The sequence below is a fragment of the Pseudonocardia sp. TRM90224 genome, assembly GCF_021245725.1.
In the GTDB taxonomy this organism is placed as follows: Bacteria; Actinomycetota; Actinomycetes; order Mycobacteriales; family Pseudonocardiaceae; genus Pseudonocardia.
Genome location: NZ_JAJGSX010000020.1, coordinates 68,307 through 92,933, shown reverse-complemented (window position 1 = coordinate 92,933; position 24,627 = coordinate 68,307). Strand labels below are relative to the sequence as shown.

22 protein-coding genes are annotated in these 24,627 nt (G+C 72.1%); 14 read left to right on the top strand and 8 right to left on the bottom strand.

Annotation, left to right across the window (positions count from 1 at the left end; genetic code table 11):
• The first annotated feature begins 7 nt into the window (after positions 1–7).
• The 5 genes from LL648_RS25495 to LL648_RS25475 are packed head-to-tail and all read left to right on the top strand — an operon-like array spanning position 8 to position 5,509.
• Positions 8–1,120, top strand: a complete 1,113-nt coding sequence (locus LL648_RS25495) for a substrate-binding domain-containing protein (RefSeq protein ID WP_232665247.1) — start codon at positions 8–10, stop codon at positions 1,118–1,120.
• Positions 1,121–1,132: 12 nt separating this feature from the next.
• Positions 1,133–2,635 (top strand): sugar ABC transporter ATP-binding protein, encoded by a 1,503-nt coding sequence (locus LL648_RS25490; protein ID WP_232665246.1) that lies wholly within the window; start codon positions 1,133–1,135, stop codon positions 2,633–2,635.
• A gap of 2 nt (positions 2,636–2,637) precedes the next feature.
• On the top strand, positions 2,638–3,690 hold the full coding sequence (locus LL648_RS25485; RefSeq protein WP_232665245.1) for an ABC transporter permease: 1,053 nt from the start codon (positions 2,638–2,640) through the stop codon (positions 3,688–3,690).
• Positions 3,691–3,700: 10 nt separating this feature from the next.
• On the top strand, positions 3,701–4,921 hold the full coding sequence (gene mtnK, locus LL648_RS25480) for an S-methyl-5-thioribose kinase (protein ID WP_232665244.1): 1,221 nt from the start codon (positions 3,701–3,703) through the stop codon (positions 4,919–4,921).
• A gap of 21 nt (positions 4,922–4,942) precedes the next feature.
• Positions 4,943–5,509: a GNAT family N-acetyltransferase gene (locus LL648_RS25475; protein WP_232665243.1), complete on the top strand. Its 567-nt coding sequence runs from the start codon at positions 4,943–4,945 to the stop codon at positions 5,507–5,509.
• 70 nt (positions 5,510–5,579) lie between these two features.
• Here the strand turns inward: LL648_RS25475 and LL648_RS25470 are convergent, their stop codons facing one another.
• Positions 5,580–6,062, bottom strand: a complete 483-nt coding sequence (locus tag LL648_RS25470) for a RidA family protein (protein ID WP_232665242.1) — start codon at positions 6,060–6,062, stop codon at positions 5,580–5,582.
• 187 nt (positions 6,063–6,249) lie between these two features.
• Here LL648_RS25470 and LL648_RS25465 point away from each other — a divergent pair, with 187 nt between their 5' ends.
• Together LL648_RS25465 and LL648_RS25460 are read left to right on the top strand one after the other, a co-directional pair.
• A complete protein-coding gene (locus LL648_RS25465) occupies positions 6,250–6,519 on the top strand; it encodes a hypothetical protein (protein WP_232665241.1) in 270 nt (89 codons plus the stop codon).
• A 110-nt stretch (positions 6,520–6,629) separates the two neighbouring features.
• Complete coding sequence (locus LL648_RS25460; RefSeq protein WP_232665240.1) at positions 6,630–7,643, top strand: cation diffusion facilitator family transporter; 1,014 nt, start codon at positions 6,630–6,632, stop codon at positions 7,641–7,643.
• 16 nt (positions 7,644–7,659) lie between these two features.
• On the opposite strand, the gene LL648_RS25455 is transcribed toward LL648_RS25460, so the two are convergent.
• Positions 7,660–8,358, bottom strand: a complete 699-nt coding sequence (locus LL648_RS25455; RefSeq protein ID WP_232665239.1) for a GNAT family N-acetyltransferase — start codon at positions 8,356–8,358, stop codon at positions 7,660–7,662.
• A 91-nt stretch (positions 8,359–8,449) separates the two neighbouring features.
• Between LL648_RS25455 and LL648_RS25450 the strand changes: the two genes are divergently transcribed.
• The 6 genes from LL648_RS25450 to LL648_RS25425 all read left to right on the top strand — a co-directional run bounded on the left by LL648_RS25450 (position 8,450) and on the right by LL648_RS25425 (position 14,635).
• On the top strand, positions 8,450–9,970 hold the full coding sequence (locus tag LL648_RS25450; protein ID WP_232665238.1) for a class I adenylate-forming enzyme family protein: 1,521 nt from the start codon (positions 8,450–8,452) through the stop codon (positions 9,968–9,970).
• A 23-nt stretch (positions 9,971–9,993) separates the two neighbouring features.
• Positions 9,994–11,106, top strand: coding sequence for a GAF domain-containing sensor histidine kinase (locus tag LL648_RS25445; protein ID WP_232665237.1), 1,113 nt, complete (start codon positions 9,994–9,996; stop codon positions 11,104–11,106).
• Positions 11,100–11,705 (top strand): response regulator transcription factor, encoded by a 606-nt coding sequence (locus tag LL648_RS25440; protein WP_232665236.1) that lies wholly within the window; start codon positions 11,100–11,102, stop codon positions 11,703–11,705. The genes LL648_RS25445 and LL648_RS25440 overlap by 7 nt, the downstream gene beginning before the upstream one ends.
• 77 nt (positions 11,706–11,782) lie before the next feature.
• Positions 11,783–13,162, top strand: coding sequence for a protoporphyrinogen/coproporphyrinogen oxidase (locus tag LL648_RS25435; protein WP_232665235.1), 1,380 nt, complete (start codon positions 11,783–11,785; stop codon positions 13,160–13,162).
• Positions 13,137–13,769 carry a TetR/AcrR family transcriptional regulator gene (locus tag LL648_RS25430; RefSeq protein WP_232665234.1) on the top strand — a complete coding sequence of 211 codons (633 nt, stop codon included), beginning with the start codon at positions 13,137–13,139 and terminating at the stop codon, positions 13,767–13,769. The genes LL648_RS25435 and LL648_RS25430 overlap by 26 nt, the downstream gene beginning before the upstream one ends.
• Positions 13,770–13,807: 38 nt before the next feature.
• Complete coding sequence (locus LL648_RS25425; protein ID WP_232665233.1) at positions 13,808–14,635, top strand: CPBP family intramembrane glutamic endopeptidase; 828 nt, start codon at positions 13,808–13,810, stop codon at positions 14,633–14,635.
• 632 nt (positions 14,636–15,267) lie between these two features.
• Here the strand turns inward: LL648_RS25425 and LL648_RS25420 are convergent.
• Complete coding sequence (locus LL648_RS25420; RefSeq protein ID WP_232665232.1) at positions 15,268–16,053, bottom strand: FHA domain-containing protein; 786 nt, start codon at positions 16,051–16,053, stop codon at positions 15,268–15,270.
• A gap of 128 nt (positions 16,054–16,181) precedes the next feature.
• On the opposite strand from LL648_RS25420, the gene LL648_RS25415 reads away from it, so the two are divergent.
• On the top strand, positions 16,182–16,928 hold the full coding sequence (locus LL648_RS25415; protein ID WP_232665231.1) for a serine/threonine-protein kinase: 747 nt from the start codon (positions 16,182–16,184) through the stop codon (positions 16,926–16,928).
• Between the two features lie 12 nt (positions 16,929–16,940).
• On the opposite strand, the gene LL648_RS25410 is transcribed toward LL648_RS25415, so the two are convergent.
• The 5 genes from LL648_RS25410 to LL648_RS25390 form a co-directional block, all read right to left on the bottom strand.
• Positions 16,941–18,701, bottom strand: a complete 1,761-nt coding sequence (locus LL648_RS25410) for a serine/threonine-protein kinase (protein WP_232665230.1) — start codon at positions 18,699–18,701, stop codon at positions 16,941–16,943.
• A gap of 104 nt (positions 18,702–18,805) precedes the next feature.
• On the bottom strand, positions 18,806–19,663 hold the full coding sequence (gene menB / locus LL648_RS25405) for a 1,4-dihydroxy-2-naphthoyl-CoA synthase (protein WP_232665229.1): 858 nt from the start codon (positions 19,661–19,663) through the stop codon (positions 18,806–18,808).
• Between the two features lie 63 nt (positions 19,664–19,726).
• Complete coding sequence (locus LL648_RS25400) at positions 19,727–20,938, bottom strand: glycoside hydrolase family 10 protein (protein WP_232665228.1); 1,212 nt, start codon at positions 20,936–20,938, stop codon at positions 19,727–19,729.
• 165 nt (positions 20,939–21,103) lie between these two features.
• The gene (locus LL648_RS25395; protein WP_232665227.1) at positions 21,104–22,906 is read right to left on the bottom strand and encodes an ABC transporter ATP-binding protein; all 1,803 of its coding nucleotides are present in this window, start codon (positions 22,904–22,906) and stop codon (positions 21,104–21,106) included.
• Complete coding sequence (locus tag LL648_RS25390; protein ID WP_232665226.1) at positions 22,903–24,600, bottom strand: ABC transporter ATP-binding protein; 1,698 nt, start codon at positions 24,598–24,600, stop codon at positions 22,903–22,905. The genes LL648_RS25395 and LL648_RS25390 overlap by 4 nt, the downstream gene beginning before the upstream one ends.
• Positions 24,601–24,627 lie beyond the last annotated feature (27 nt).

The following is a 24,627-nucleotide window of genomic DNA, read 5'->3' as shown; positions in this document are numbered from 1 at the left end:
ACCGTCAATGAAGACACCGCTCGCCCGAACCCGACTCGCCGCCCTCGCCGTGCTCACGTTGCTGCTCGCGGCCTGCTCGCAGGACCTCGGCCCGGAACCGGCGCCGGGCGCGTCCCCCAGCGAGACCGCAGGCGTCCAGGCGGCGAAGGGGCCTGCGCCGGCGCCGTTCGACACCGGCCAGCCCGTCAAGATCGCGCTGGTGCAGAACAGCGGCGCGGGCGACTACTTCCAGCAGTGGACGAACGGCGCACGCCAGCAGGCCTCCGCCCTGAAGATCGACATGCAGGTCTACGACGCGCAGGCCGACAACGCCCGGCAGGCGACGGACATGCAGACGGCGATCGGATCGGGCGTCAAGGCGATCATCGTCGACCACGGGCAGTCCGACACGATGTGCCCGCTGATCAACGACGCGCTCGACGCCGGCATCGCGGTCGTGATCTACGACGTCGAGATCAGCGCGTGTGCGCCGAAGGCGGTCGAGACCGCGCAGAACGACGCCGACCTCGCCAGGCTCATCCTCGGCAAGATGGCCACCGACGTCGGCAAGGGCCAGCCCGTCGGGTACGTCAACGTGCTGGGCATCGCGCCGCTCGACCGCCGCCACGCGGTGTGGGAGAAGGCGGTCGCCGAGAACGGCTGGGACCAGCGCTTCTTCGTCGGCAAGTTCACCAACGCGGTCGCGACGGACAACGCGCAGCTGGTCGACGCCGCGTTGAAGGCGACGCCGGGCATCTCCGCGATCTTCGCGCCGTACGACGAGCTCACGAAGGGCACGGTCTCGGCGGTCCGGCAGAACGGCCGGGAGGGCGAGATCAAGATCTACGGCGTGGACATCTCCGCGGCGGACATCGAGATCATGACCGCGCCCGGCAGCCCGTGGGTCGCCACCGCGACCACCGACCCGAACGCGATCGGCGCCGCTGTCGTCCGGACGACCGCGCTGGAGCTCGCCAAGGCGCTGACGTCGCGTGAGGTGGTGTTCCCCGGCACCCTCGTCACGCAGGAGTTCCTGCTGGAGAAGCAGATCAAGAACCTGGCCGAGCTGCGCAAGGCGATCCCCGAGCTGAACATGACCACGGTCTCGACGGCCGACTGGATCCCCGTGGTCAGCTTCTAAGAGACCACGGACATGGCAACCGTTTCGCTCCAGGACGTGCGGCACTCGTTCGGCGACAACGTCGTGCTGCGCGGGGTCAGCCTCGACGTCGACGCCGGCGAGGTGCTCGCGCTCATGGGCGCGAACGGTGCGGGCAAGTCGACGCTGATCAAGGTGCTGTCCGGGGTGCACCCGCTGCAGTCGGGCACGATCACGATCGACGGCCGGCCGTTGGTGGCCGCCGGCCCGCTCGACGCCCGCGCCGCGGGCATCGAGACGGTGCACCAGCGCATCGACGAGGGTGTGGTGCCCGGTCTGACGGTGGCGGAGAACCTGCTGTTCGAGCGGATCGCCCAGCGCGAGCTGCCGCTGGTCGGGTCGCTGCGCAGCCTGCTGCCCGCCGCCAGGTCGGTCGCGGCGGGGCTCGGCCTCGACTGGCCGGACGATGTGCTGCGCCGCGACGTTCACGAGCTGGGGATCGCCGACCAGCAGCTGGTGCTGCTGGCGAGGGCGCTCTCGCGCGAGCCGCGGCTGCTCGTGCTGGACGAGCCGACGTCGGCGCTCTCGGCGGCTGAGGCGGAACGGCTGTTCACGGTGGTGGAGGCGCTGCGCGCGGGCGGCGTCGCGATCATCTACGTGTCGCACCGGATCGGCGAGATCGAACGGCTCGCCGACCGGATCGCGGTGCTGCGCGACGGCAGCGTCCGATCCGAGCAGGCCAGGCCGTACGACTGGCCGGCGGCGATGCACGACATGCTCGGCGACCGCGGCGCGCGGCAGCTCGCCGAGCGCACCGAGCACCGCGGCACCGAGGTGGTGCTGGAGCTGCGCGGAGTGCGGCTGTTCACCGAGAGCCCGGCGTTCGACCTCGACCTGCGGGCCGGCGAGGTGACCGGCGTGATCGGGCTGCTGGGCGCCGGCAAGAGCGAGCTCGCGCACGGCATCTTCGGCGGGCAGCCGTTCGCGGTCGGCTCGATGCGGCTCGACGGGACGTCGTACGGTCCCCGCTCCCCCGCGGAGGCCGTCGCGCGCGAGGTGTACCTGGTGCCGGAGGACCGCGCGGCGCAGGCGATGCTGCCGGGCTGGTCGATCGCGCGCACGGCGTCGTTGCCGTTCCTGCGCGCGGTCTCGCCGCGCGGGGTGCTGCGCTCCGCGCAGGAACGCGCCGACGGGCGCATTGTGATCGAGCGGTTCGACGTGGTCGCGCGGGCGGCGACACAGCGCGTCGACGCGCTGTCGGGCGGCAACCAGCAGAAGGTCGTGGTGGGCCGTTGGTTGCGCGGGCAGCCGCGGGTGATGGTGCTCGACGAGCCGTTCCGGGGCGTCGACATCGGCGCCCGGCACGACCTGTCGCGGCGCGTGCGCGAGCTGGCCGCAGGCGGTTCGGCGGCGCTGGTGCTCGCGTCCGACGTCGATGAGGTCCTCGAGGTGGCCGACCGGGTGATCGTGCTGGTCGAGGGCCGCCCACGGCTCGACGCCTACACCTCGACCGTGACCCGCGACCAGATCGTCTCGACGATGGCGGAGGTGGCTTGAGAGTGGCCGACGAGAACGCGGCGGGTAATCCGGCTGGGAATCCGGTTGCCAGGGCCGGCTGGCGCGAGGTCGCCGTCCGGTACGGCTTCATCGCCATCACGGTCGCGCTGTTCGTCTACTTCGCGGGCACCGAGGAGAGCTTCCGACAGCCGAGCACGCTGTTCTCGATGCTGAAGTTCGCCTCGGTGGTGGCGATCCTCGGGCTCGGCGTGACGCTGACGATGGTGGTGGGCGGCCTCGACCTCTCCGTCGGGGCGGTGGCCGGCATGTCGGTCACGATCTCCGCGATGACGATGGTCATCTACGCGCAGGTCGGCGGTGTCGCGATCGCGCTCGTGCTGCTCGCGGGTGCGCTCATCGGGGCGGTGAACGCGCTGCTCATCGTGGTGCTGAAGATCCCCGACCTGCTCGCGACGCTGGCGTCGATGTTCGTCGTGATGGGGCTCAAGCTGGTGCCCGTCGACGGGCAGTCCGTCTCGTCGGGGATGACGCTGCGCGACGGCAGCCTGGCGCGTGGGCGGTTCACCCCCGACTTCCTCGCGATCGACCGCGCATTCCTCGGCCCCGTCCCGGTGCCGGTGGTGATCGTCGGCGTGCTCGCCGTAGCGACCTGGTTCTTCCTCACGAGGACCCGTTGGGGCCGGCTCATGTACGCGGTGGGTGCCAACCCGGAGGCGTCGCGCCTGGCCGGCGTGCGGGTGGGGCGCTACCGCGCGCTCGCCTACGTCCTGTGCGGGGTGTTCGCCGCGCTCGGCGGGCTGATCCTGGCCTCTCGGATCGGGCAGGGCGACATCAGCGCGGGCAACTCGCTGCTGCTCGACGCGGTGGCGGTGGCGCTGGTCGGCACGTCGGTGCTGGGGCTGGGCAAGCCGAACGCGTGGGGCACGGTGCTGGGCGCGGTGCTCGTCGGGATCCTGATCACCGGGCTGACGATCAAGGGATTCCCGTACTACGCACAGGACATCGTGAAGGGCCTGGTCCTGCTGCTCGCGCTGCTGTTCTCGTTCACCATGTCCCGGCGCCGGTCCCGGTACGCGCCGGCGGCCGTCATCTGAGGGAGGCGGGATGACCGAGTACGCCCTGCTCACGCCGGAGACGGCGGCCGAGCACCTGCGGAGCAGGCCCGCGCTGGCCGGGCGGATAGACCCCGACGCGCTGGTGTCGGTGCGCGAGATCGGCGACGGCAACCTCAACCTGGTGTTCGTGCTGGCCGACGCGGCCGGGCGTGGGCTCGTCCTGAAGCAGGCGCTGCCGTACGTCCGGCTGGTCGGGCCGAGCTGGGCGCTCACGCCGGACCGCGCGCGGCACGAGGCCGAGGCGCTGCGGCTGCACGGCACGCTCGCGCCGGGGCTGGTGCCCGAACTGCTCGACTACGACCCCGACCGGTTCGTGCTGGCCATCGAGGACCTCTCCGATCACACGGTGTGGCGCACAGCGCTCAACGACGGGCTGCGGCACGAAGGGGTTGCCGCAGCCATGGGACGTTACGTCGCCGCGGTGGCGTTCGGGACGTCCGTGATCGGGATGGACGCCGGCGAGCGTGCCCGCACGCTCGCCGGCGCCGTCAACCCGGAGCTGTGCCTCATCACCGAGGACCTCGTCTTCACCGAGCCGTACGTCGACGCCGGGCGCAACAGCGTATTGCCGGCGAACGAGCGGGACGCCGCCGAGCTGGCCGCCGACCAGGAGATGGTCGCCGAGATCGGTCGGGCGAAGTGGGCGTTCATGACCCGCGCCGAGGCGCTCGTGCACGGCGACCTGCACACCGGCTCGGTGATGGTGCGCAGCACCAACGGCGTGGCCGACTCGGCCAAGGCGTTCGACTCGGAGTTCGCGTTCTACGGGCCGGTCGCGTTCGACCTCGGTGCGCTCTGGGCGAACTACGTCATCGCCGCTGCCCGGGCGACCGCGCTCGGCGACGACGACCGCGCCGCGTGGGCGCTCGGGCTCTGCGGCGAGACGTGGACGGCGTTCGAGGCGGGCTTCCGCGGCGCGTGGGAGGGTCGGGTCGACCCCCGGATGTTCCGCGACGACCTGCGCGAGCACCTGCTGGCCACCTGGCGCTCGGAGGCGTGGCTCTTCGCCGCGGCCAAGATGACCCGCCGGATCGTCGGGCTCGCGAAGACCACCGACATCGAGACCCTGCCGGCGGAGCTGCGCGAGGGCGCCGCCCGCGGGGTGCTGCGGACGGCACGGCGCTGGGTGCGCGAACGACACGCCGACGCCGAGCCGAAACGCGCGCAGGAGATCGCCGGTGAGGTGATCGTTTCCACGCGCACGGGGTGATTGCCGGCCTACGATGCGGGGGTGGCTCCGGAGATCCCGACCGAACGGCTCGTGCTGCGACCGTGGCGCATCGACGACGCCGAGGACGCGCTGCGCGTCTATGGCAGCGTCGACGTCGCGCGGTGGCTCTCACCGGCGATGGATCATGTGAACGACGTCGGTGCGATGCGGCTGGTGCTGCAGGGCTGGATCGCCGAGGCCGAGCGGATGCGCCCGCCCAACGGGCGGTGGGCGATCGAGCGCCGCGACGACAAGCGACTGGTCGGCGGGGCGGTCCTGCTACCGCTGCCGCCCGGCGGCGAGGACCTCGAGGTCGGCTGGCAGGTCGACCCGGAGGAATGGGGCAAGGGGTACGCCAGCGAAGCCACCCACGCCATCGCGCACTGGGCGTTCACGCAGGAGATCGACGAGATCTTCGCCGTCGTCCGGCCCGGGAACACCCGCGCCGCCGCGACCGTCCAGCGCAGCGGCATGGAGTGGGTCGGCGAGACCGAGAAGTACTTCGGGTTGACGTTGCAGGTCTACCGGCTGCGCAGCGCCGACCTCGACGGCCCCGCCGACGAGGTCACCCCACCACCCGACGAGTAACTTCCCCACCGTTTTGCCTACTTGCACACCCTGAACGGCGTGCAGGTTGGCAAAACGGTGGGGAAGTTCGTCACGCGTCGGCGGTGAGCTCCGCGATCGCCTCGATCTCGACGGGCGTGTTCAGCGGCAGCGACGCCACCCCGATGGCCGAGCGGGCGTGCGCGCCCGCCTCGCCGAACACCTCGACGAGCAGCTCGGACGTCCCGTTCGCGACCTGCGGCTGCTGGGCGAAGTCGGGGGTGCTCGCGACGAACACCGTCAGCTTGACGATCCGGGCGACGTTGTCGAGCGAGCCCGCAGCCGCCCGCAGCTGCGCGAGCAGGTTCAGCGCGCACGCCCGCGCAGCTTCCTGACCTCCGGCGACGTCGATCTCGGCGCCGAGCTTCCCGGTCGAGACGAGCTTGCCGTCGGCGTCGGTGGCGATCTGACCGCTCACGTACACGGTCGAGCCCGTGCGGATGAACGGCTTGAAGGCGGCAACGGGCACCGGGGCCTCCGGCAGCTCGATGCCCAGCCGGGCGAGGCGCTGCTCGGTGGTCTCCGCTGTGCTCACGGCGATGCTCCTGTCGATCGACGGAATCCTGGTGATCACGATCGTAGGCTCCGGGGTTGCTGAGAGGTTCCTACGGTGAACCTCAGGTCTTTCCTAAGTTCCTGGACCGTGTCCTGCGCCACCTTTACCGTCGGATGCGCTGTCATGGGTGACAGCACGGGAACCTGGTGGGACGAGGAGTCGGACCATGACTGTCGAGGTCGAACCGATCGATATCCAGCCGGTCGCGCAGCAGCTGAGCGCGCGCGACCGGGCGATCCTGCGAGCCGTGGTCAACGGCACCGCCGAGTTCGTATGGGGCGCCGAGCCGGACCTCTACATCGACGGCCGCTTCTGCTGCGACCAGGCCGCAGCGCACCGGCTGGTCAAGGCAGGTCTGATCGGTCCGGTCGTCGAAGTTCCCATCACGCAGCGCGTACCTGCTCAGCTCACACCGGCGGGCGTTCAGGCGATCTGACCCGCTCCCCACGTCCATCGGGGCCCGGCACACCACGTGCCGGGCCCCGATGTGTTTCCCGGGCCGCGATTGGATTGCACACATGCGCATGTCGCCATACGATCCGATACGTGGGTGAGGGACATGGGCACGGTCAGGGACACGGGCATGGGCACGGGCACGCCCTCAGCGCCGACACCGATCGCAAGTGGTTGGGGATCGCGCTAGCGCTGATCCTCGCGTTCATGGCGGCCGAGGTCGTCGTCGGCTTCATCGCCGGCTCGCTCGCGCTGATCTCCGACGCCGGGCACATGCTCACCGACGCCGCCGCGATCGCGTTGGCGCTCGTCGCGATCCGCCTGTCGGCACGCCCCGCGCGCGGTCACTTCACGTTCGGGCTCAAGCGCGTCGAGATCCTCTCCGCGCAGGTCAACGGCATCACGCTGCTCCTGCTGACCGCGTTCTTCGTGGTCGAGGGCATCCGGCGGCTGATCGAGCCGCCCGAGGTCGAGGGTGCGCTGGTGCTGATCACGGCGCTGGTCGGGATCGTGGTCAACCTCGCTGCCACGTGGTGCATCTCGAAGGCGAACCGGGCGAGCCTGAACGTCGAGGGTGCGTTCCAGCACGTCCTGAACGATCTCTACGCGTTCATCGCGACGGCGGTCGCCGGCGCCGCGGTGCTGTGGTTCGGCTTCGCCCGCGCCGACGCGATCGCCGCGCTCATCGTCGCCGCGTTGATGGCGAAGGCCGGCTGGGGTCTGGTCCGCGACTCCGGGCGGATCTTCCTGGAGGCCTCCCCCGCCGGACTCGACCCCGACGTCATCGGCTCCGAGCTGGCCGCGCTGCCCGACGTCACGCAGGTGCACGACCTGCACATCTGGGAGATCACGTCCGGCCAGCCCGCCCTCTCGGCACACGTGATCGTCCGGCACGGGGCCGACTGCCACCGCGCGCAGACGGCCGTCGAGCAGCTCCTCCACGATCGCCACGACCTGACCCACACGACCCTGCAGGTGGACCACTGCGGCCCCGACCAGCAGATCGGCGCCGACCACTGCCGCGACCCGCACGGGAAGATCCACGAGGCGCCGGTGGCCGTCGACAACGACGTTCTGGTCGTTCCAGGCCCCGAAAAGCAGCCATAACGTCGTTGTCGACGGGTTACCCGCGGCCGGCGGTCAGCGCCCCGAGAACAGCCGAGACCGGCAGCAGCACGAGGTGCGCGAGGTCGTCGGGGATCGCCGGCATCAACTTGCGCAACGGCGCCGGCACGCACATCGCCTGACCGCTCGCCGCCGCGGCGAGCAGGCGCACCAGCAGCTGCTGGCCGCCTGGTTCGGCGCGGTCGGCGATCTCGATCCGCGCCGAGACCGTGCCGCCGTGCGACACGGTCTCCACGGCGCCGATGGAATCGAGCATCGCGAGCATGGTCCGGTTCTCGGCGAGCACCTCGGCCGTGAAGTACTCGACGCCCAGCTCGAGCGCCCGCTCGCTGAGCCGCTCCAGCAGCGCGGAGCCCAGCCCCCTGCCCTGCCACCCGTCGACGACGGTGACGGCGAAGTCGGCGGTGTCGGGTCGCTCCGCCGACCGGACGAACCGGCACTCCCCCACGATCTCCGGACGCAGCAGCGGCTCCGCGACGAGGGCCTCGTGGTCGACGTGGTCGACCTCCGTCGCCGCCCGCAGGACGGACTCGGGCAGCTCGGGGAGCAGTGTGAAGAAGCGCCGGTAGCGCGACTGCTCGCCGAGGTTCGTGTACGCGTCGGCGAGGCCGTCCGCATCGGCGGGACGTACCTGGCGCACGCACACCAGGTCGTTCGATCGGAGCCGGACAACGTGCGGCCAGCCCGCGGCGGTCATGCGGGGAATCCTCCCATCGATCCCGTTGCGCCGTCACGGCACACCCTTTCGGGTGTGCCGCCGACCCGCGGCCCGCGCTTGGATCGCCGTCATGGACGGACCCGGTGACATCCTGCCCCGCGCGGCCGAGCGCTTCGGCAACAAGACGGCGCTGGTCACGGCCGCGCGCTCGCTGACGTTCACCGAGCTGGACGCGCTCTCGGCCCGGGTCGCCGCCGCGCTCGTGCAGCGGGGTGTCCGGCCGGGGCAGCCGGTGTCGCTGTACGCGCAGAACAGGTGGGAGTGGGTCGTGGCCTACCACGGCGCGCTGCGCGCGGGCGCCGTCGTGAACCCGGTGAACGTCATGCTGACGCCCGAGGAGCTGGCGTTCGTCCTGCGCGACTGCAACGCGGCCGCAGTGTTCACGAGCGCCGAGCAGGCCGCCGGCGTCGTGGCGCTGACCCGCGACCTGCCCGCGTTGCGCACCGTCGTCGCGTTCGGGGACGACGTCCCGGAGGGTGCCACCGGCTTCGGGGACCTCCTCGGGGTCACGGGTCCTGCGCCGGCCGGCACCGTCGATGCCGATTCGGCCTGCACGATCGGCTACACGTCCGGCACGACGGGCCATCCGAAAGGCGCGGTGCAGAGCCACCGGGCCGTGCTGCTCAACTGCGCGCTCACCGCGACGATGCACGGCCGCGACGAGCGCGACGTCGTCGTCACGGCACTGCCGGCGCCGCACGTCTACGGCAACGTCGTGATCAACGGGACGTTCATCGCCGGCGGCACCGTCGTCCTCATGGAGCGCTTCGCCCCGGCCGAGGCGCTGCGGCTCATCGGTGAGCACCGGGCGACGCTCTTCGAGGGCGTCCCCGCCATGTACGCGACGATGCTGGCCGACCCGGCGCTGGCCACGGCCGACCTCTCGTCGCTCACCCGCTGCACCGTCGGCGGCCAGACCATCCCGACCTCGACGATCCGGCGCTGGGAGGCCCGCTCCGGCGCGCCGCTGATCGAGCTCTGGGGCATGACGGAGATCGCGGGCCTCGGCACGACGCACGCGCTGCACGCCCCTTCGGTGCCCGGCTCGATCGGAGTCGCGTTGCCGGGCATCGAGGTGCGGGTCGCCGACCTGGAGGACGTCACCCGCTCCGCGCCCACCGGGGAACCCGGCGAGCTGATGGTGCGCGGCCCGATCGTCATGCTCGGCTACCACGGCAACCCGGCGGCGACCGCCGAGACGATCGAGCCCGACGGCTGGCTGCACACCGGCGACATCGCGCGGATGGACGCGACCGGGCACGTCTTCGTCGTCGACCGACGCAAGGACATGATCATCACCGGCGGCTACAACGTGTATCCGGCCGAGATCGAGCGGGTGCTCGCCGAGCACCCGGCCGTCGCGATGGTGGCCGCCGGGCCGGTGCCCGACCCCGTCAAGGGCGAGCTGGCCTGCGCCTACGTCGTGCTGGTCGCAGGCGCCGACCCGACGACCGAGGAGCTGATCGCGTTCGCCGGCGAGCGGCTCGCCGCCTACAAGCGGCCCCGGCTGGTGCGGTTCGTCGACGACCTGCCGAAGACGTCCACGGGCAAGGTGATGCGCCGCGAGCTCATCAAGAGCTTCCAGGGGTGACCCACGGCGGGCACGATGGACGGATGGAGCCGGCAGAGCTGCGTGCGCTGCGGCAGGTCCACTCCGAGATCGTCGGTGCCCTGGACCGGGCCGCGGCGCTGCGCGCCGGCCTCGCGGCCCTGGCCGCCGACCCGACCGACGTCGCCTGGATCGCCGAGCCCGACGGGCCCGACCGGCTCGTGCTGGCACACCTGCACGGCGGGCGCACCGACGTCCTGCAAGGCCTGCTCGTCCCCGACGGCACCGGTCTCACCGGGCGTACCAACGCCTCCGGACGGCCGGGCTGGGTCGACGACTACTTCGCCTCCGGCGCGATCACCCACAACTTCGACTGGCACATCCGCACCGAGGGCATCCGGCGGCTGCTGGCGGTGCCGCTGGTCCGCGAGCGGGTCGTGATCGGTGTTGCCGCCCTCGGCGTGCGCACCGACGGCCGATTCGGCGACCGCGCCGTCGAGCACGCGACCGCCGTCGCGGAGAGCACCGCCCTCGCGATATCGGTGGCCGAGCGGGCCCGACTGTCGCGCGAGGTCGCCGTGCACGAGGAGCGCCGGCGGATGGCCGCCGACCTGCACGACAGCGTCGGTGCGTTGCTCTTCGCGATCGGGTCGGGGGTGGCGAGCCTCGCCGAGCAGGCCGATCCCGAGCTGCGTGCGCCGCTGGAACGCCTGCAGCGACAGGCCGCGGACGCCACGTCTGCGCTGCGCGAGTCGCTGCGCATGCTGCGCGCCTCACCGGCGGCGTTGGAGCTCGGGGTCGCGCTGCGCGCCGACTGCGCCGCGTTCGCCGACCGCACCGGGCTGCCCGCCGAGCTCGTCGTGCTCGACGACGACCCGCCGGCGCTGCCGGGCTCGCGCAGTCAGGTGCTGCTGGCCGGGGTGCGCGAGGCGCTGCTGAACGTCGAGCGGCACGCCCGCGCGAGCGCCGTCGTGGTCACGGTGAGCAGGCAGGCGCGCGACGAGCGGGCGTGGCTCGCGGTCGCGGTCACCGACGACGGCGCCGGCCTTCCGACCGATCAGACCCGCGGCCTCGGACTGACCAGCACGGCGGAGGCGCTGGCCCGCCTCGGCGGCACGCTCGACCTCACTTCCGACCCGGCGGGCGGCACGACCTGGCGGGCCCGGCTGCCGTGCTGACCAGCCGCTCGACGCGCGTGCTCGTCGTCGACGACCACCCGGTCGTCCGCGACGGCGTGACGACACAGCTGCGGATGTGCACCGACATCCTCGTCGTCGGGTACGCCGCAGGTGGCGGTGCCGCGGTGCGGGCGTGCGCCGAGCTGCGGCCCGACGTCGTCCTGCTCGACCTGCGACTGCCCGACGTCAGCACCGCCGAGCTGGTTCCCCGCTTGCACGCGGTCGTCCCCGAGGCCAAGGTGCTGCTGTTCACCGCCTTCCCCGAGCACGCCACCGTCGCTCCGACGCTGGCGGCGGGCGCGTGCGGCGTGCTGGTCAAGGACGCGTCCGGGGCGGCGCTGCGCGACGCGCTGCGCGAGGTCGTGCGCACCGGGCGGCTCAGCCCCACGCCGCCCGACCGCTCCTCCGCACCGATCACCCCACGCGAGTACGACGTGCTGCGGCTGGTCGCGAGCGGCCACACGAACGTCGAGATCGGCGTCGAGCTGGGGCTCTCGATCAACACCGTGAAGACGTACATGCAGAACGTCATGCACAAGCTGGACGCCCGCAACCGGGCGCAGGTCATCACCAACGCCAGAGCGCACGGGCTGCTCTGATCGTCCCCTTGAAGACTCGGCTATCATTCGATAGCCTGAGTTGGCTATCAGCCGATAGCCGAACGAGAGGGGTGCGGATGGCGAACAGGGTTGCGGTAGTAGGTTCCGGCATTGCCGGGCTGACCGCCGCGTACGAGCTCGACAAGGCGGGCCACGAGGTGGTCGTCCTCGAGTCGAAGGACTTCACCGGCGGCCGGATGAGCGCCGTGTCGCGCGGCGACTTCGAGAGCTCCACCGGTGCCGAGACGATCTTCGCGTTCTACACGGACATGCACGAGATCATCGACGAGGTCGGGCTGCGCGACCGCGTGCTCGAGCTGCCCGGCATCGAGGGCGGTGTGATCCACCGTGCCGACGGCGGCTCGCACACCTACGACGCGGGCTCGTCGATCGAGCAGCTGTTCACCACCGACGCGCTGAGCCTGCGCTCGAAGCTGCGCCTGCCCCGGCTCATCGCGGAGATCCACGAGGCCGGCAAGGAGATCGACGCCAACTTCGCGCACACCGCGGCGCGGTTCGACGACGAGTCGATGGAGGCGTACCTGACCCGCACGGTCGGCGCCGACCTGGTCGACAACTTCGCCGACCCGATGTTCGAGATGAACTGGACGTGGTCGGCCGACGAGATCTCCAAGGCCTACTTCCTGTCGTGGGCGAAGCACCTCGGGGAAGGGCTCGGCGTCGCAACCTTCCTCGGCGGCATCCACGAGCTGACGCGGGAGCTGGCGAGGCGGCTGACCGTCCGCACCGCCACCACGGTGACCGAGCTGGTGCCGCGGTCCGGCGCCGGCCGACTCGTGCGGTTCCGCAACGCCGACGGGACACTCGGCGAGGAGGAGTTCGACGGCGTCGTCGTCGCAGTGCAGGGCGATCGGGTCGCCGGTCTCGTGCCCGACCTGCTCGCCGAGGAGCGTGCCTTCCTGCAGAAGGTCCGCTACACCCGCTCGGTCAAGGTGCTCTACGAGCTCTCCGAGCCCGTGCCGGCGCGGCAGGAAATGTACGCGCGCACCCACCAGTCGCCGCTCTCGGTGATCGCGACCATGCCGGAGGAGGTCCTCACCGGCCGCGCGAAGGCGATGGTGTTGATCGAGGCCAACTCCCGCGGCATGCGCGAGTACCTCGAGCGCGGCGGCGGCCCCGGCGGCGTCGACGACTTCTACCGGCCGGTGTTGCGCAGGGAGTTCGACGGGTTCGACAGCAAGGTGATCGACGTCCACGAGACGTGGTGGGACGACATGCTCCCCTACTTCCACGTGGGCTACCACCGCGCCGTCGCCGACTTCCTCGTGCTGCAGCAGCACACGCCGCGCGCCGACCTCGTCTTCTGCGGCGACTACATCAGCCACGCCCACACCGGCGGCGCATGCGCGAGCGGCCGCAAGGCGGGACGGGACATGATCCGGCGGCTGGAGCGACGCAATACTGTCGCGCATGAGCCCGCGCCCCACCTCGTATGACGCAACCCGGTCGCCGTCGGCGGAGAACATCCTGCGGACGGCGGCCGGCCTCTTCGCGGCGCACGGGTACGCGGCGACGTCCACGCGTGACATCGCGGCGGCGGTGGGCATCAAGCAGCCCACCCTGTACAAGCACTTCGCCTCGAAGGACGACATCCTCGTCGCGCTCGTCCGGCTCGCGGTGCACCCGCTCGCCGACATGGCCGAGCGGCTGCTGAACGACCCGGCCGAGCCCGACGTGCGGATGTGCCGGTGGCTCCGCGCCGCCGGCACGCACCTCGCGGACTCGCCGCACTCCATCGGCTCGCTGCTGATCAGCCCGCAGCAGGGCAACTCCGAGGCGTTCGCCGCGGTGCTGCGCCGCTACGGCCGGCTCGAGGACGATTTGTCCGAACTGGTCGCCGCCGGGCAGCGGGCGGGCGTGTTCGCCGACGGCACCCCGCGGTCCGTCGTGCGGCTCACCCTCGCGGTGTTCGACACGCTCGCACTCCCGGAGACGACCGTCGAGGTCGGGGAGCTGGTGTCGTACGCGATGGGTGCGCTGCTCACCGACCGCACGCGGCTGCCGGCCGTGCTCGCCGCTGCCGGGGAAGATCCGTCTTTGTGATGACGACGGTGGCCCCGTCTGATTTCTACCGTTGGCGGATGAGTACGGAGGTCTCGTCGGCCCAGCGGCCGGCGTTGGGGTGGCGGATCGCCGCCGTGTTCGTCGGGGTCGTCGCGATCTGGCTGCTGGTGATCAAGGGCCTCGACCCGTTCTTCGGTCCCGCCTACGAGGACCGGTTGGGGCACGCGGTGCGTGCGGTGCTGGTTGCCGTGCTGGCGGTGCCGCTGGTCCTGCTCGCCCGCCGACACCTCGACCGGCGACCGATCGCCGGGCTGGGGCTCGCGGGGCCGCGGCTGCGGCCGCTCCTGTTCGGGATGGCGTGCTGGGCGGTCCCGGCCGCGTTGGGGATCCTGGTCTCGACGCTGGCCGGGTGGGGCAGCATCACGATCGGTGCGCTCGACGCCCCGACGCTGGTGCTGATCGTCGCGCTGCCGGTGCTGGTGGTCCTGTACGAGGCACTGCCGGAAGAGCTGATCTTCCGCGGCTACCTGTACCGCAACCTCGCCACCCGGCTCCCGCGCTGGGCGGCCGTCATCGGGCAGGCGGTGCTGTTCACGGCGTGGGGTGGGCTCATCGGGGCGGCCGACGGGTGGGAGCGCTACCTCCTGTTCTTCACCTTCAGCATCGTGCTGGGCGTGCTGCGGGTCGTGACCGGCAGCCTCTGGGCCACGATGGGCTTCCACCTGGCCTTCCAGTGGTTCACCCAGTGGCTCTCGGCCGCCCAGCAGGCCGGGGGCGCAACCGTCGAGGGTCGCGCCGACCTGGAGTTCGTCTCGTTCTGGCTGCTGCCCATCGTCATCGGCACCGTCGTGCTGCTCGCGGCGATCGGCCGCGGACGTGATTGGGCCCAGCGCGACCCGGAGTAGCCGGTGCCCCTGGGAACCGGGTGGGCGGAGTGTCAGTACCCCGCCGGTTGGGGAGGGCAGGAACGCGCGCACCCCGGTCCCGCTCCCGGGGCTCCAGCTGGTCCGATTCGTGCCCGCCCCGAGACCGGGAGTTGCAGCTCGCAGAGCTTGCTGTGTCCTCGCAGAGCGTGCGCGATCTGCGAGGACACACCAAGGTCTGCGCGGTGGTCTGCGCGGCCATGCCCGGGGGTAGACGCAACCAGGAGCCGGGGTGGCCGGGGTGCGTTGCACCGGCGCGCATGCTCGGCAGGTGCACCGCACGGTCACGGTGTGCACGTTCGACCCGGCCGCCGCCGCCCTGGGCGGGGTCAGGAAAGCCACTTTCATGCAACCTGGTTGCATGAAAGTCGCTTTCCTGACCTTCCGCGCCGGCCCGTCGCGCACGATGGCCTGCGGCGGACCGGGGAGCTCGGTCTCTGCGCCCACATCGCCCGCCCACCCGTGAGATGGGTTCGGGGCGCACACGTTGCCGGGAAGGTGGCTTTCCAGGCCCATCCCGGACGCACTTGGCCGGCGGACGGGCGACCGAGGGGTGCCGTTCGCGCAGCTACCCCGCCGGCTGAGCTGTGCGTCGCGGCCCCCGAGACGTCCGTCTAGTCCACGTCGATGATCTCCAGGTCCTTCGGCAGGATGCTCCCCGTCCGCACCAGCTCGCGGATGAGGTTGTCGTTGAGCTGGTTGCCGACCGGCGCCGGGACCTCCGCGGCCACCAGCCCCGACACCTTCTCCGCCATCCTGAGCCGCAGGTTGAGCACGACGTGTTGCAGGCGCTTGATCCGCCAGCGGCCCGTCGGGTCGATCAGCGCGAGCTCGTCGGTCGCCTGCTGCCACGGCAGCGGCTGCGGGTTCGGTTCGTTGCGCAAGTAGCGCTGGCCGAGGACGACGAGCGCCTTGTGCTCGTCCGTCGTGAGGTTCCACTTCACCGGCTGCACGGTCGCGTGGTCGGGCAGCGCGCGCGGGCGCTCGCCGTCGTTGCCGGCGATGTACACCTCGAGCAGGTGCACCCGCTGCTCCGCGCCGAGGACGAACAGCGCCGTGTAGCCGGTCGCGAGCGGCACGGGTTCGCCGTTGGACGGGAGCTCCCCCGATGGCAGCCGCACCGGTCGCCGGCCCACGTTGCTCAGCCACCAGCGGTTGTTCTTGCACGTCAGCACGCCGTGTTGGCGGCTGATCCCGAGGTCGTCCGCGCCGACGCAGACGTGCACGCCCTCGGCCTGCCGGCCGAAGAGGATCGTCCGGCCTTCACGCGACCTGACGGTGATGCCGCTGCCGATCGACTGCGCGATCAGCGTGCCGGCCGCGAGCGGCGCGGCACCTTGTGCCAGGTTGTCCCGCGCCGGATGCCGCTCCACGCCGGCCATGTCCGGTCCGTCGTCCACCGTCATCCCGTCCGCCCCGATCCTGCCGATCCGCCGGTGCTGGTCATGAGATCACGACCCGCCGCATGCCCGGGAGGGTGTCCGCAACGGCCGGGACCCCTCCCGGTCGAGGCCGATATGAACGACCCGTGAGGTTTTCCAACGGAGTCCCGGCATCAGGGCAGATCGTGGCGCGGCGGTATCTGTTGCACGAGCTGATAGGCGCCGGTGACCTCGGCATGGTCTGGCGGGCGACCGATGAGGTGGTCGGCCGGACCGTCGCGATCAAGCGGTTGTCGGGGACCGAACCTCCCGAACGGCTCATGAGAGAGGCGCGCCTGGCATCGCACGTCGAGCACCCGCGGCTGCTGCGGGTGCTCGACCTCGTCGACGAGGACGGGCCGTGGCTGGTGGTCCAGTACGTCGACGCGCTGCCGTGGTCCGCGTTGTGGATGCGGAATCGCGTCGGGCCGCGCGCCGCCGCCCAGGTCGCGGCGCAGGTCGCCGACGCGCTCGGCGCGCTGCACGCGGTCGGGCTCGTGCACGGCGACGTGACACCCGACAACGTGCTGGTCGACAAGGACGGCGAGGTCAAGCTCGTCGACTTCGGGGCGTCGCACATCCTCGGCGAGGACGGCGGCGACCCGGGCTCGCGGATGACCGGCACCCGGGACTACCGCTCCCCCGAGGTCTGCGCCGGAGCCGCCGCCGGCCCGGCCTCCGACGTCTACGCGCTCGGCGCGATGCTCCGCGACGCAGTCCGCTCCGGAGGTGCGGCGCTGACCCCCCTACTGGCCACGATGCTGGCCACGGACCCCGCCGAGCGCCCAGGTGCCGTCACCGCGCGCGACGCCCTCGCCGCGATCGCGGCCGGCCGCGGCCGGGCCGGCGCATGACGTGCGACCTGATCAAGTCGCAGGGAGCCGGCGGGCCGCCGCCTCGGCGATCGTCCTCAGCGCGGCGCAGGGATCCGCGACGGGGTCGTCCTGGATCAGCTCCATGCTGACCATCTCGTTCACGGTGTCGTTCCCCGAGTCGCGATACGTCCCGCCCTGCACTCCTCCGTCACACCCCGTCCCGTCCGACGCCTGGACGAACGCCGCCGCCCTGTCCGCGATGATGGTCGGAGGGCCGTCCACCGCGATGTCGACCGGGCGGCTGTCACGCTCGAACCGGAACTTGATCACCGACCGGCCCGATCCCGACCACTCGCAGTTCCAGTTGCCGAAGCCCGGATCGCCCGCGGCGCCGCCGAGGCCGGGGACCGAGGCGTAGTCGGCGGGCGTGAGCAGCGAACATGCGTCGACGTTCGCCAGCGACCCGCCGTCGAACGGGTGTGCGCGCCTCGGCACGACCCCCGCAGCGAGCACGGGCAGCGCCTCGTCGGTCGCCACATCGGCGATCTCACACAGGTCGACCGACGCCGGGAGCTCGTCGATGCGAGCCCGGAAGTTGACCTCGGCCCCGTCGGGCAGGCGGACCACGCGTTCACACGTGTCCTCGTCGAGTGGGAGGCGTAGCACGTCGAGCCGGCCGACCTGCTCGACCGGGCTGGTCGGGGGCGGCCCGCCGTCGTCGAGCCGCACGGTCACGACGATCTGCTGCGGACCCTCACCGAGCACGACGTCGCAACGCTCGAACCCGCCGTACGCCGGTTCCAACGCGGGATCGCCGAAACGGCCGAACGGCCCCGCCTTGATCAGCGAGCACGGGTCGGCGGTGTGGTGGTCGCCGAGTCCGAGCTGCACCGGGGCCCGCATGTTGATCACGATCGCCGTCGCGGCGAGCGCCGCGACGAGAACGAGCGCGGCGACCAGCACGATCGGCCCACGCCGGCGCGGCGGCTTCTTCCCGACAGCCACGTCGGCGAGCATCCGCTCGGCCAGCTCAGCCGTCGGCCGCGTCTTCGGTGTCCTGGTGAGCAGCCTGCTGAGCACCGGGGCGAGCGGGCCCGCGTTCTTCGACGGGACGAACGCGCCGTTCAGCGCACGCTCGTACAGCTCGCGCTCGTCCGTGCTCTCACCCCACGGCCCGGATCCGTCCACCATGTGCTGCAGAACGGCGCCGACACCGAACACGTCGGACCCCTTCGACGGCCGCATCCCTCTCGCGACCTCGGGCGCGAAGAACGCCGGCACGCCGGCGGGGCGGCCGCGGGTGCTCATCGTCTGCTCGCTCTCGACCCGGGAGATCCCGAAGTCGGTCAGCGTCACCCGGTCGTCGTCGGAGAGCAGGACGTTGCGCGGTGTGACGTCGCCGTGCACGACACCCGCGCGGTGCAGGTGCGCGAGCGCCCCGGCGAGCTGCGCGCCGATGCGCGCGGCCCGTTCGGGATGCAACATCGTGTCCTCGCGCACGACCCGACTCAGGTCGCGCCCCGGCACGTACTCCATGACCAGCCACGGCTCGCCGCCGTCTTCGACGAGCCCGTGCACGTCGACGACGTTGGCGTGGCCGCTCGCAGCCGCGGCGATGCCGGCCTCCCGGCGCAGCTGGGCGACCGCGTGCTCGCGGTCGGACTGCGTCATCCAGCGGTCGAACCGCACCTGCTTGACCGCAACCGGCGCATCCGACTCCACGTCGACGGCACGCCAGACGACGCCCATCCCGCCTTCACCGACCCGGTCCACCAGCCGGTAACGGCCAGCGACGACGGCACCTGCGTCCAACTCGAATCCCCCACCTGGCTGGGCATGTCAGGCCGAACGGTAGCGGGTCGGTTACACCCCGCATCACCGACCGGACGGTCCGTCTACCCGTCAGGGGGACCCGATCAGGGCCGCCTGGGGAACCGCTCGAACTCGGGCGACCGCTTGGCCTTGTAGGCCTCGCGACCCTCCTTGGCCTCGTCGGAGGCGTAGAAGAGCAGGTTGGCGTCGTGGGCGAGCTGCTGGATGCCGGCCAGGCCGTCCTCGGCGGCGTGGAAGCTCGCCTTCATCATCCGCAGCGCGAACGGTGAGAGCGACAGCATCCGACGGCACCAGGCCACCGTCTCGGTCTCCAGCTCGGCGAGCGGGACGACCGTGTTGACCAGGCCCATGTCCAGCGCCTCGGCCGCGTCGTACTGCTCGCAGAGGAACCAGATCTCCTTGGCCTTCTTCTGCCCGACCATCTGCGCGAGCAGGCCGGCCCCGAACCCGCCGTCGAACGAGCCGACCTTCGGCCCGACCTGCCCGAAGCGCGCGTTGTCGGCCGCGATCGTCAGGTCGCACACCAGGTGCAGGACGTGCCCGCCGCCGATCGCGTAGCCCGCGACCATCGCGACGATCGGCTTGGGCAGCCGGCGCATCTGGACGTGCAGGTCGGTCACGTGGAACCGGCCGACGGACGCGCCGTCGGCGGGGTCGGAGAGGTAGCCGGTGTCGCCGCGCACGCGCTGGTCGCCACCGGAGCAGAACGCGTCGGGCCCCTCCCCCGTGAGGACGATCACACCGACCGACGGGTCTTCACGGGCGAGCGTGAGCGCGTCGGAGATCTCGACGATCGTCTGCGGGCGGAAGGCGTTGCGGACCTCCGGGCGGCAAATGGTGATCTTCGCGATCCCGTCGCCGCTGTGCTCGTACCGGATGTCCTCGTACTCGGCGGCGGACTTCCACTCCACCGGCTCGCGTCCGCCCTTGACCGTCACCATCTGCACTCCCTCGTTCGCGCTCTTCCACCCCCACTCTTACACCCACCCGGACGAACCGGGCAGTCAGGGAGACGTGCAGCCCATCTCCGGGTAGTGATCGGCGGAGACCCGCCCCATCGCCGCGGCAGCGTTGGTGACGAGTGATCGTGAGCTGAAGAAGATGTCGCCCTTCACCTGCGGGATCGTGCGGTTGAGCGCGACGTGCTCGGTGAGCTCGGCGTCGTCCCAGGCGGGTGAGCTGCCGATCTTGTAGGCGGCCTGGCCGACGTAGAGGTCGACGCCCGTGCCCTCGACCACACCCGCCCACCAGCGCACGAGCGTCCCGTAGTCCGCGACCGGGTGGCCGGACTCCCAGTAGATCTGCGGCGCGATGTAGTCGACCCAGTCGTTCTTGATCCATTTGTAGCTGTTGGCGAAGATCGCGTCGTACGACTGGGTGCCGCCCGTGGCCGAGCCGCGGGGGTCGGCGGCCTGGTTGCGCCAGATCCCGAACGGGCTGATCCCGAAGTCGACCTCCGGCCGGGTCGCAGCGATCCGCTCGGAGAGACCGCGCACGAGCTGGTCGACGTTGTCCCGCCGCCAGGCCGCGATGTCGGTGAAGCCGCCGCGGTAGCGCTCGAACGTGGGGCCGTCGGGGAGCGGCTCCCCCGGCTTCGGGTACGGGTAGAAGTAGTCGTCGAGGTGCACGGCGTCGATGTCGTACCGCGTGACCGCGTCCATGATCGCTTCGATCACGAAGGCGCGGGCCTCGGGAACGCCGGGGTCGTAGTACAGCTGCCCGCCGTAGGCGAACGTCCACTCCGGGTGCCGGCGGGCCGGATGCTCCGGCACCAGCAGCGCGGGATCGGCCCTCGTGTCGACCCGGAACGGGTTGAACCACGCGTGGAAGTCCATGCCGCGCATGTGCGCCTCGTCGACGAGGAACGCCAGCGGGTCGTACCCGGGATCGCGGCCCTGGGTGCCGGTGAGCCACCGCGACCACGGCTCCAACCGCGAGGGCCACAGCGCGTCGGCCGTCGGCCGCACCTGGACGATCACGGTGTCGAGGCGCAGCCGCACCGCGTTGTCGAGGATCGCGCGGTACTCCTGCTGCTGCTCCGCGACGCCGATGCCGGCCCGGCTCGGCCAGTCGATGTTGGACACGACCGAGATCCACACCGCGCGCATGTCGTTACGGGTATCCGTGCAGGTCACCTGCTGGGCGGCGGCCGGTTGCGCCGCCGAGACCAGCCCGCCGACGGCCAACAGGAGCGCGACCACCCGGGCGAACGGCATGCGCACACCCTGGCCAGACCGACGGCGGCGGGCAAGCCTCGCGGTCGAAAAGCGCCCGGTCGGTTGGTGGCGCTCCCGGCTCCACCGGGAGGGCAGGAAAGCCACTTTCAGGCCCTGTGAGGGCAGGAAAGTGGCTTTCCTGCCCGCACTGGTACGAGCTCGCGGCTACGCCGGCCCGTCGGCGGCGGGGGCGGGTTCGGGGCGCAGGTCCGTCCACACCGCCCAGAGCCGCGCGTACGGGCCGGCGGCCGCGAGGAGGTCGTCGTGGGTGCCGCTCTCGACCACCCGCCCGGCGTCGAGGAGGACGATCCGGTCGGCGGCGGCGGCCTGGGTGAGCCGGTGCGCGACGACGAGCGCGGTCCGGCCCGCCAGCGCGGCGCCGGCGGACGCCTCCAGCGTCCGGGCCCCCGCACTGCCCGCCTCGGCGGTGGCCTCGTCGAGGATCGCGACCGGCGGGTCGGCGAGCACCAGGCGCGCCAGCGCCAGCTGCTGCGACTGCGTCACCGTCAACCGGCGCGCGCCCTCTCCGACGACCGTGTCGAGGCCGTCCGGCAACGCCTCGGCCCATTGCAACGCCCCGACCCGCGCCAGCGCCGCCCGCAGCTGCTCCGCGCCGGCGTCGGGGCGGGCGAGGCGCAGGTCGTCGGCGAGCGAACCCGCGAAGACGTGCACCTCCTGCGTGATCAGCGCGACCGCGCCGCGCTGCCCGTCGAGCGGCGTGCCGCCCAGCGTGATCGTGCCCTCCGCCGGTTCGTGGATGCCGGCGATGATCTTGGCGAGGGTGGACTTGCCAGCCCCGCTCGCCCCGACGAGCGCAACGGTCTCACCGTGGTCGAGCACGATGTCGACGCTGCGCAGCACCGGGTGGCCGGGCACGTACGCGTGGCCGATGCCGGACGCCTCCAGCTTGCTGCCGGCGGGTACGCCGGTCGGGGATCTCCGCTCCGACTCGGCCATGTCGGCCACCCCGACCAGGCGCGACAGGCTCGCCGCGGCCGAGACGGTGTCGTCGAACGCGCCGAGCGTCACGTTGATCGGGCCGAAGAGGTTGTGGAAGTACAGCGCCGCCGCCGTGACCGCGCCGATCGTCACGGCGTCGGCCCGCACCATCAGGAACCCGGCCACGAGCACCGCGGAGAGCCCGATGAACTCGGCGAGGTTGAGCCGCCCGTAGAACCGGGTGACCAGCCGGATGCCTTGCAGCGCGAGATCGACGGCGGCGTTCGAGCGGGCGGTGACGAGCTCGGTGTGCTGCTCGCCGAGCCGGTAAGCGCGCACGGTCGACGCGCCGCCGACCGAGTCGAGCAGCTGCTGTTGCTGTGCGCCGATCGACGTACGGTGCCGCGCGTACAGCGGCACGGCGGTGCGCACGTACCAGCGGGCCGTCTGCGCCTGGATGGGCACCGCGAGGAGCGCGACGGCGAAGAAGCGCCAGTCGAGCACGGCCAGCGCGCCCAGCGTCAGCACGATCGACATCGCGGAGCGGCTCAACCCGGGCAGGCCCTCGCGGACGATCTCGGCGATCACCGAGACGTCCCCGGTGACCCGGGCGGTGAGGTCGCCGGAACCGGCCTCCTCGACCTGCTCGAGCGGCAGGTGCAGCGCGCGGTCGACGAACCGCTCCCGCAGCGTCGCCAGCATCGTCTCGCCCAGCCGCGCGACCAGCGCGACGCTCGCACTGGTCAGCAGCCCGGCGACGATCGCGACCGCACCGATGAGGACGGCGGGCAGCGTGACGGCGTCCGGCGACCCGCCCGCGACGGCGATGTCGACGATCCAGCCGAGCAGCGGTGCCGTGCAGAGCATCACCGCGGTGCCGGCGACCAGCGCGATCAGCGCGCCCGCGGCCAGCGCGCGGTGCGGTGCCAGGAGCTCCCGCACAGCCGCCCACGTCCGACGGGGTGTGGCAACCGGGAGGATCACCCGCTCGTCGCTCACGGCAGCATCGCTCATGACAGCATCGCTCATGACAGCACCGTCGCCCGGTAGTCGGCATCGGTGTGGACGAGCTCGGCGTGCGTGCCGCTGGCCCGCACCCCGCCGGCATCGAGCACCACGACCCGGTCGGCCGCCGCGAGCAGTGCGGGGCTGGTGGTCACCAGCACGGTCGTGCGCCCGTTGCGGACGTCCCGCATCGCGGCGGCGATCCGCGACTCGGTGACGGTGTCGACGGCCGTGGTCGGGTCGTGCAGGACGAGCACCGGTGCGTCGGCCGCGAGCGCCCTGGCCAGCGCCACCCGCTGGCGTTGGCCGCCCGAGAGCGACCGCCCGCGCTCGTTCACCGCCGAGTCGAGCCCAGCGGGCAGTGCCTCCGCGACCTCGTCGGCGACGGCCGCCGCGATCGCGCCGTCGAGCACCTCGGGCGGGCCACCGGCCGCGACGACGTTCTCGCGCAGCGTCCCGGCGAACAGGTCGGCGTCGTGCGCCGCGACCAGCACCGCCGCCCTGGCCGCCTGCGGATCGAACGACGTGAGCGGGACGCCGTCGAGCTCGACGGTGCCCGCGGTGGGGTCGACCTCGCGGGCGAGGCAGGCGAGCAACGCGGTGGCCGTGCCGGGGGCGGGCGCAACGATGCCGAGCGTCTCACCGGCGTCGACGGCGAGATCGACGCCCTGCAGCTCACCGGCGGTCACACCGCGCAGCCGGACCGCGCCGCGCACGGGATCGGGAGCCCCGCCTTCGCCCGTCGTCACCGCGGGCGGCGCCTCCAGCACCTCCGTGATCCGCGCTGCCGACGCCCTCGCCTGTGCGAGGTTGGCGTTGACCCACGAGAACGCCCCGAGCGGGCCGAGCAGGAACAGCGCGAGGCCGACCGCGGCGACGAGCCCGCCGATGCTGATCGCCCCCTCGGCCGCCAGCCGGCCGCCGACCAGCGCGATCACGGCGATGAACAGGCCGGTGACGGCGAGCACGACGCCGTCGTGTGCCGCGAGCGCGTTGGCGGACCGCAGGGTGGCCGCGAGGGAGCTGCGGCTGGTGCGGCGGTAGCGCGCCTCAGCGGCGTCCTCGGCGCCGATGCCCTTCAGCACGCGGAGGCCGCTGACCAGGTCGGCGGCAACACCGGCGGCGTGCGCAGCGCGGTCCTGCTCGACCTCGGTGCGCCGCTCCAGCGGCCGCCCGACGAAGTGGATCACGACGAGCAGCGGCGGGGTGCCCAGCAGCACGAGCAGCCCGAGCGGCACGGAGATCCGCAGCAGCGCGACCGCGGAGACGACGATCGCGGCGATCGACGCGACCCCGAACGGCAGCGCCATGTGCGCGCTGCCGACCCGCCGGGCGTCACCGGTCGCGATGTTCACCAGCTCGCCCGACAGCCGGCCGGCGGCCGCTCCGCCGTGCGGGTCGAGCACCCGCCGGGTGAGCCGGATGCGCAGGTCGTGCGCGGTGAGCTCGGCCGAACGTTCCGCGACCCGCGCGCCGAACCGGTAGGAGTACGAGAGCACCGCGAAGTCGACGGCGAGCACCACGGTCCACAGCACCAGCTGCGGGACGGAGCCGGTGGTCACGGCGGTGTCGATGATCACGCCGATCAGGACGGGGACCATCGCCTCCCCCGCCTGGTGCAACGCCGCCAGCGCGGAGGCGAGAGCCACCGGCCCCCGGCGTCGCACGATCGCGGCACGCATCAGCGCACGCCCTGGTCGTCTGCTGGCCGCCGGCATGATCCGCAGCCTACTGCGAGTTAGGTG

Coding starts and splice junctions, on each gene's coding strand:
- LL648_RS25495 (WP_232665247.1), top strand. CDS start 8: ATGAAGACACCGCTCGCCCGAACCCGACTCGCCGCCCTCGCCGTGCTC.
- LL648_RS25490 (WP_232665246.1), top strand. CDS start 1,133: ATGGCAACCGTTTCGCTCCAGGACGTGCGGCACTCGTTCGGCGACAAC.
- mtnK (WP_232665244.1), top strand. CDS start 3,701: ATGACCGAGTACGCCCTGCTCACGCCGGAGACGGCGGCCGAGCACCTG.
- LL648_RS25465 (WP_232665241.1), top strand. CDS start 6,250: ATGACTGTCGAGGTCGAACCGATCGATATCCAGCCGGTCGCGCAGCAG.
- LL648_RS25455 (WP_232665239.1), bottom strand. CDS start 8,358: ATGACCGCCGCGGGCTGGCCGCACGTTGTCCGGCTCCGATCGAACGAC.
- LL648_RS25450 (WP_232665238.1), top strand. CDS start 8,450: ATGGACGGACCCGGTGACATCCTGCCCCGCGCGGCCGAGCGCTTCGGC.
- LL648_RS25445 (WP_232665237.1), top strand. CDS start 9,994: ATGGAGCCGGCAGAGCTGCGTGCGCTGCGGCAGGTCCACTCCGAGATC.
- LL648_RS25435 (WP_232665235.1), top strand. CDS start 11,783: ATGGCGAACAGGGTTGCGGTAGTAGGTTCCGGCATTGCCGGGCTGACC.
- LL648_RS25430 (WP_232665234.1), top strand. CDS start 13,137: ATGAGCCCGCGCCCCACCTCGTATGACGCAACCCGGTCGCCGTCGGCG.
- LL648_RS25425 (WP_232665233.1), top strand. CDS start 13,808: ATGAGTACGGAGGTCTCGTCGGCCCAGCGGCCGGCGTTGGGGTGGCGG.
- menB (WP_232665229.1), bottom strand. CDS start 19,663: ATGGTGACGGTCAAGGGCGGACGCGAGCCGGTGGAGTGGAAGTCCGCC.
- LL648_RS25400 (WP_232665228.1), bottom strand. CDS start 20,938: ATGCCGTTCGCCCGGGTGGTCGCGCTCCTGTTGGCCGTCGGCGGGCTG.
- LL648_RS25395 (WP_232665227.1), bottom strand. CDS start 22,906: ATGAGCGATGCTGTCATGAGCGATGCTGCCGTGAGCGACGAGCGGGTG.
- LL648_RS25390 (WP_232665226.1), bottom strand. CDS start 24,600: ATGCCGGCGGCCAGCAGACGACCAGGGCGTGCGCTGATGCGTGCCGCG.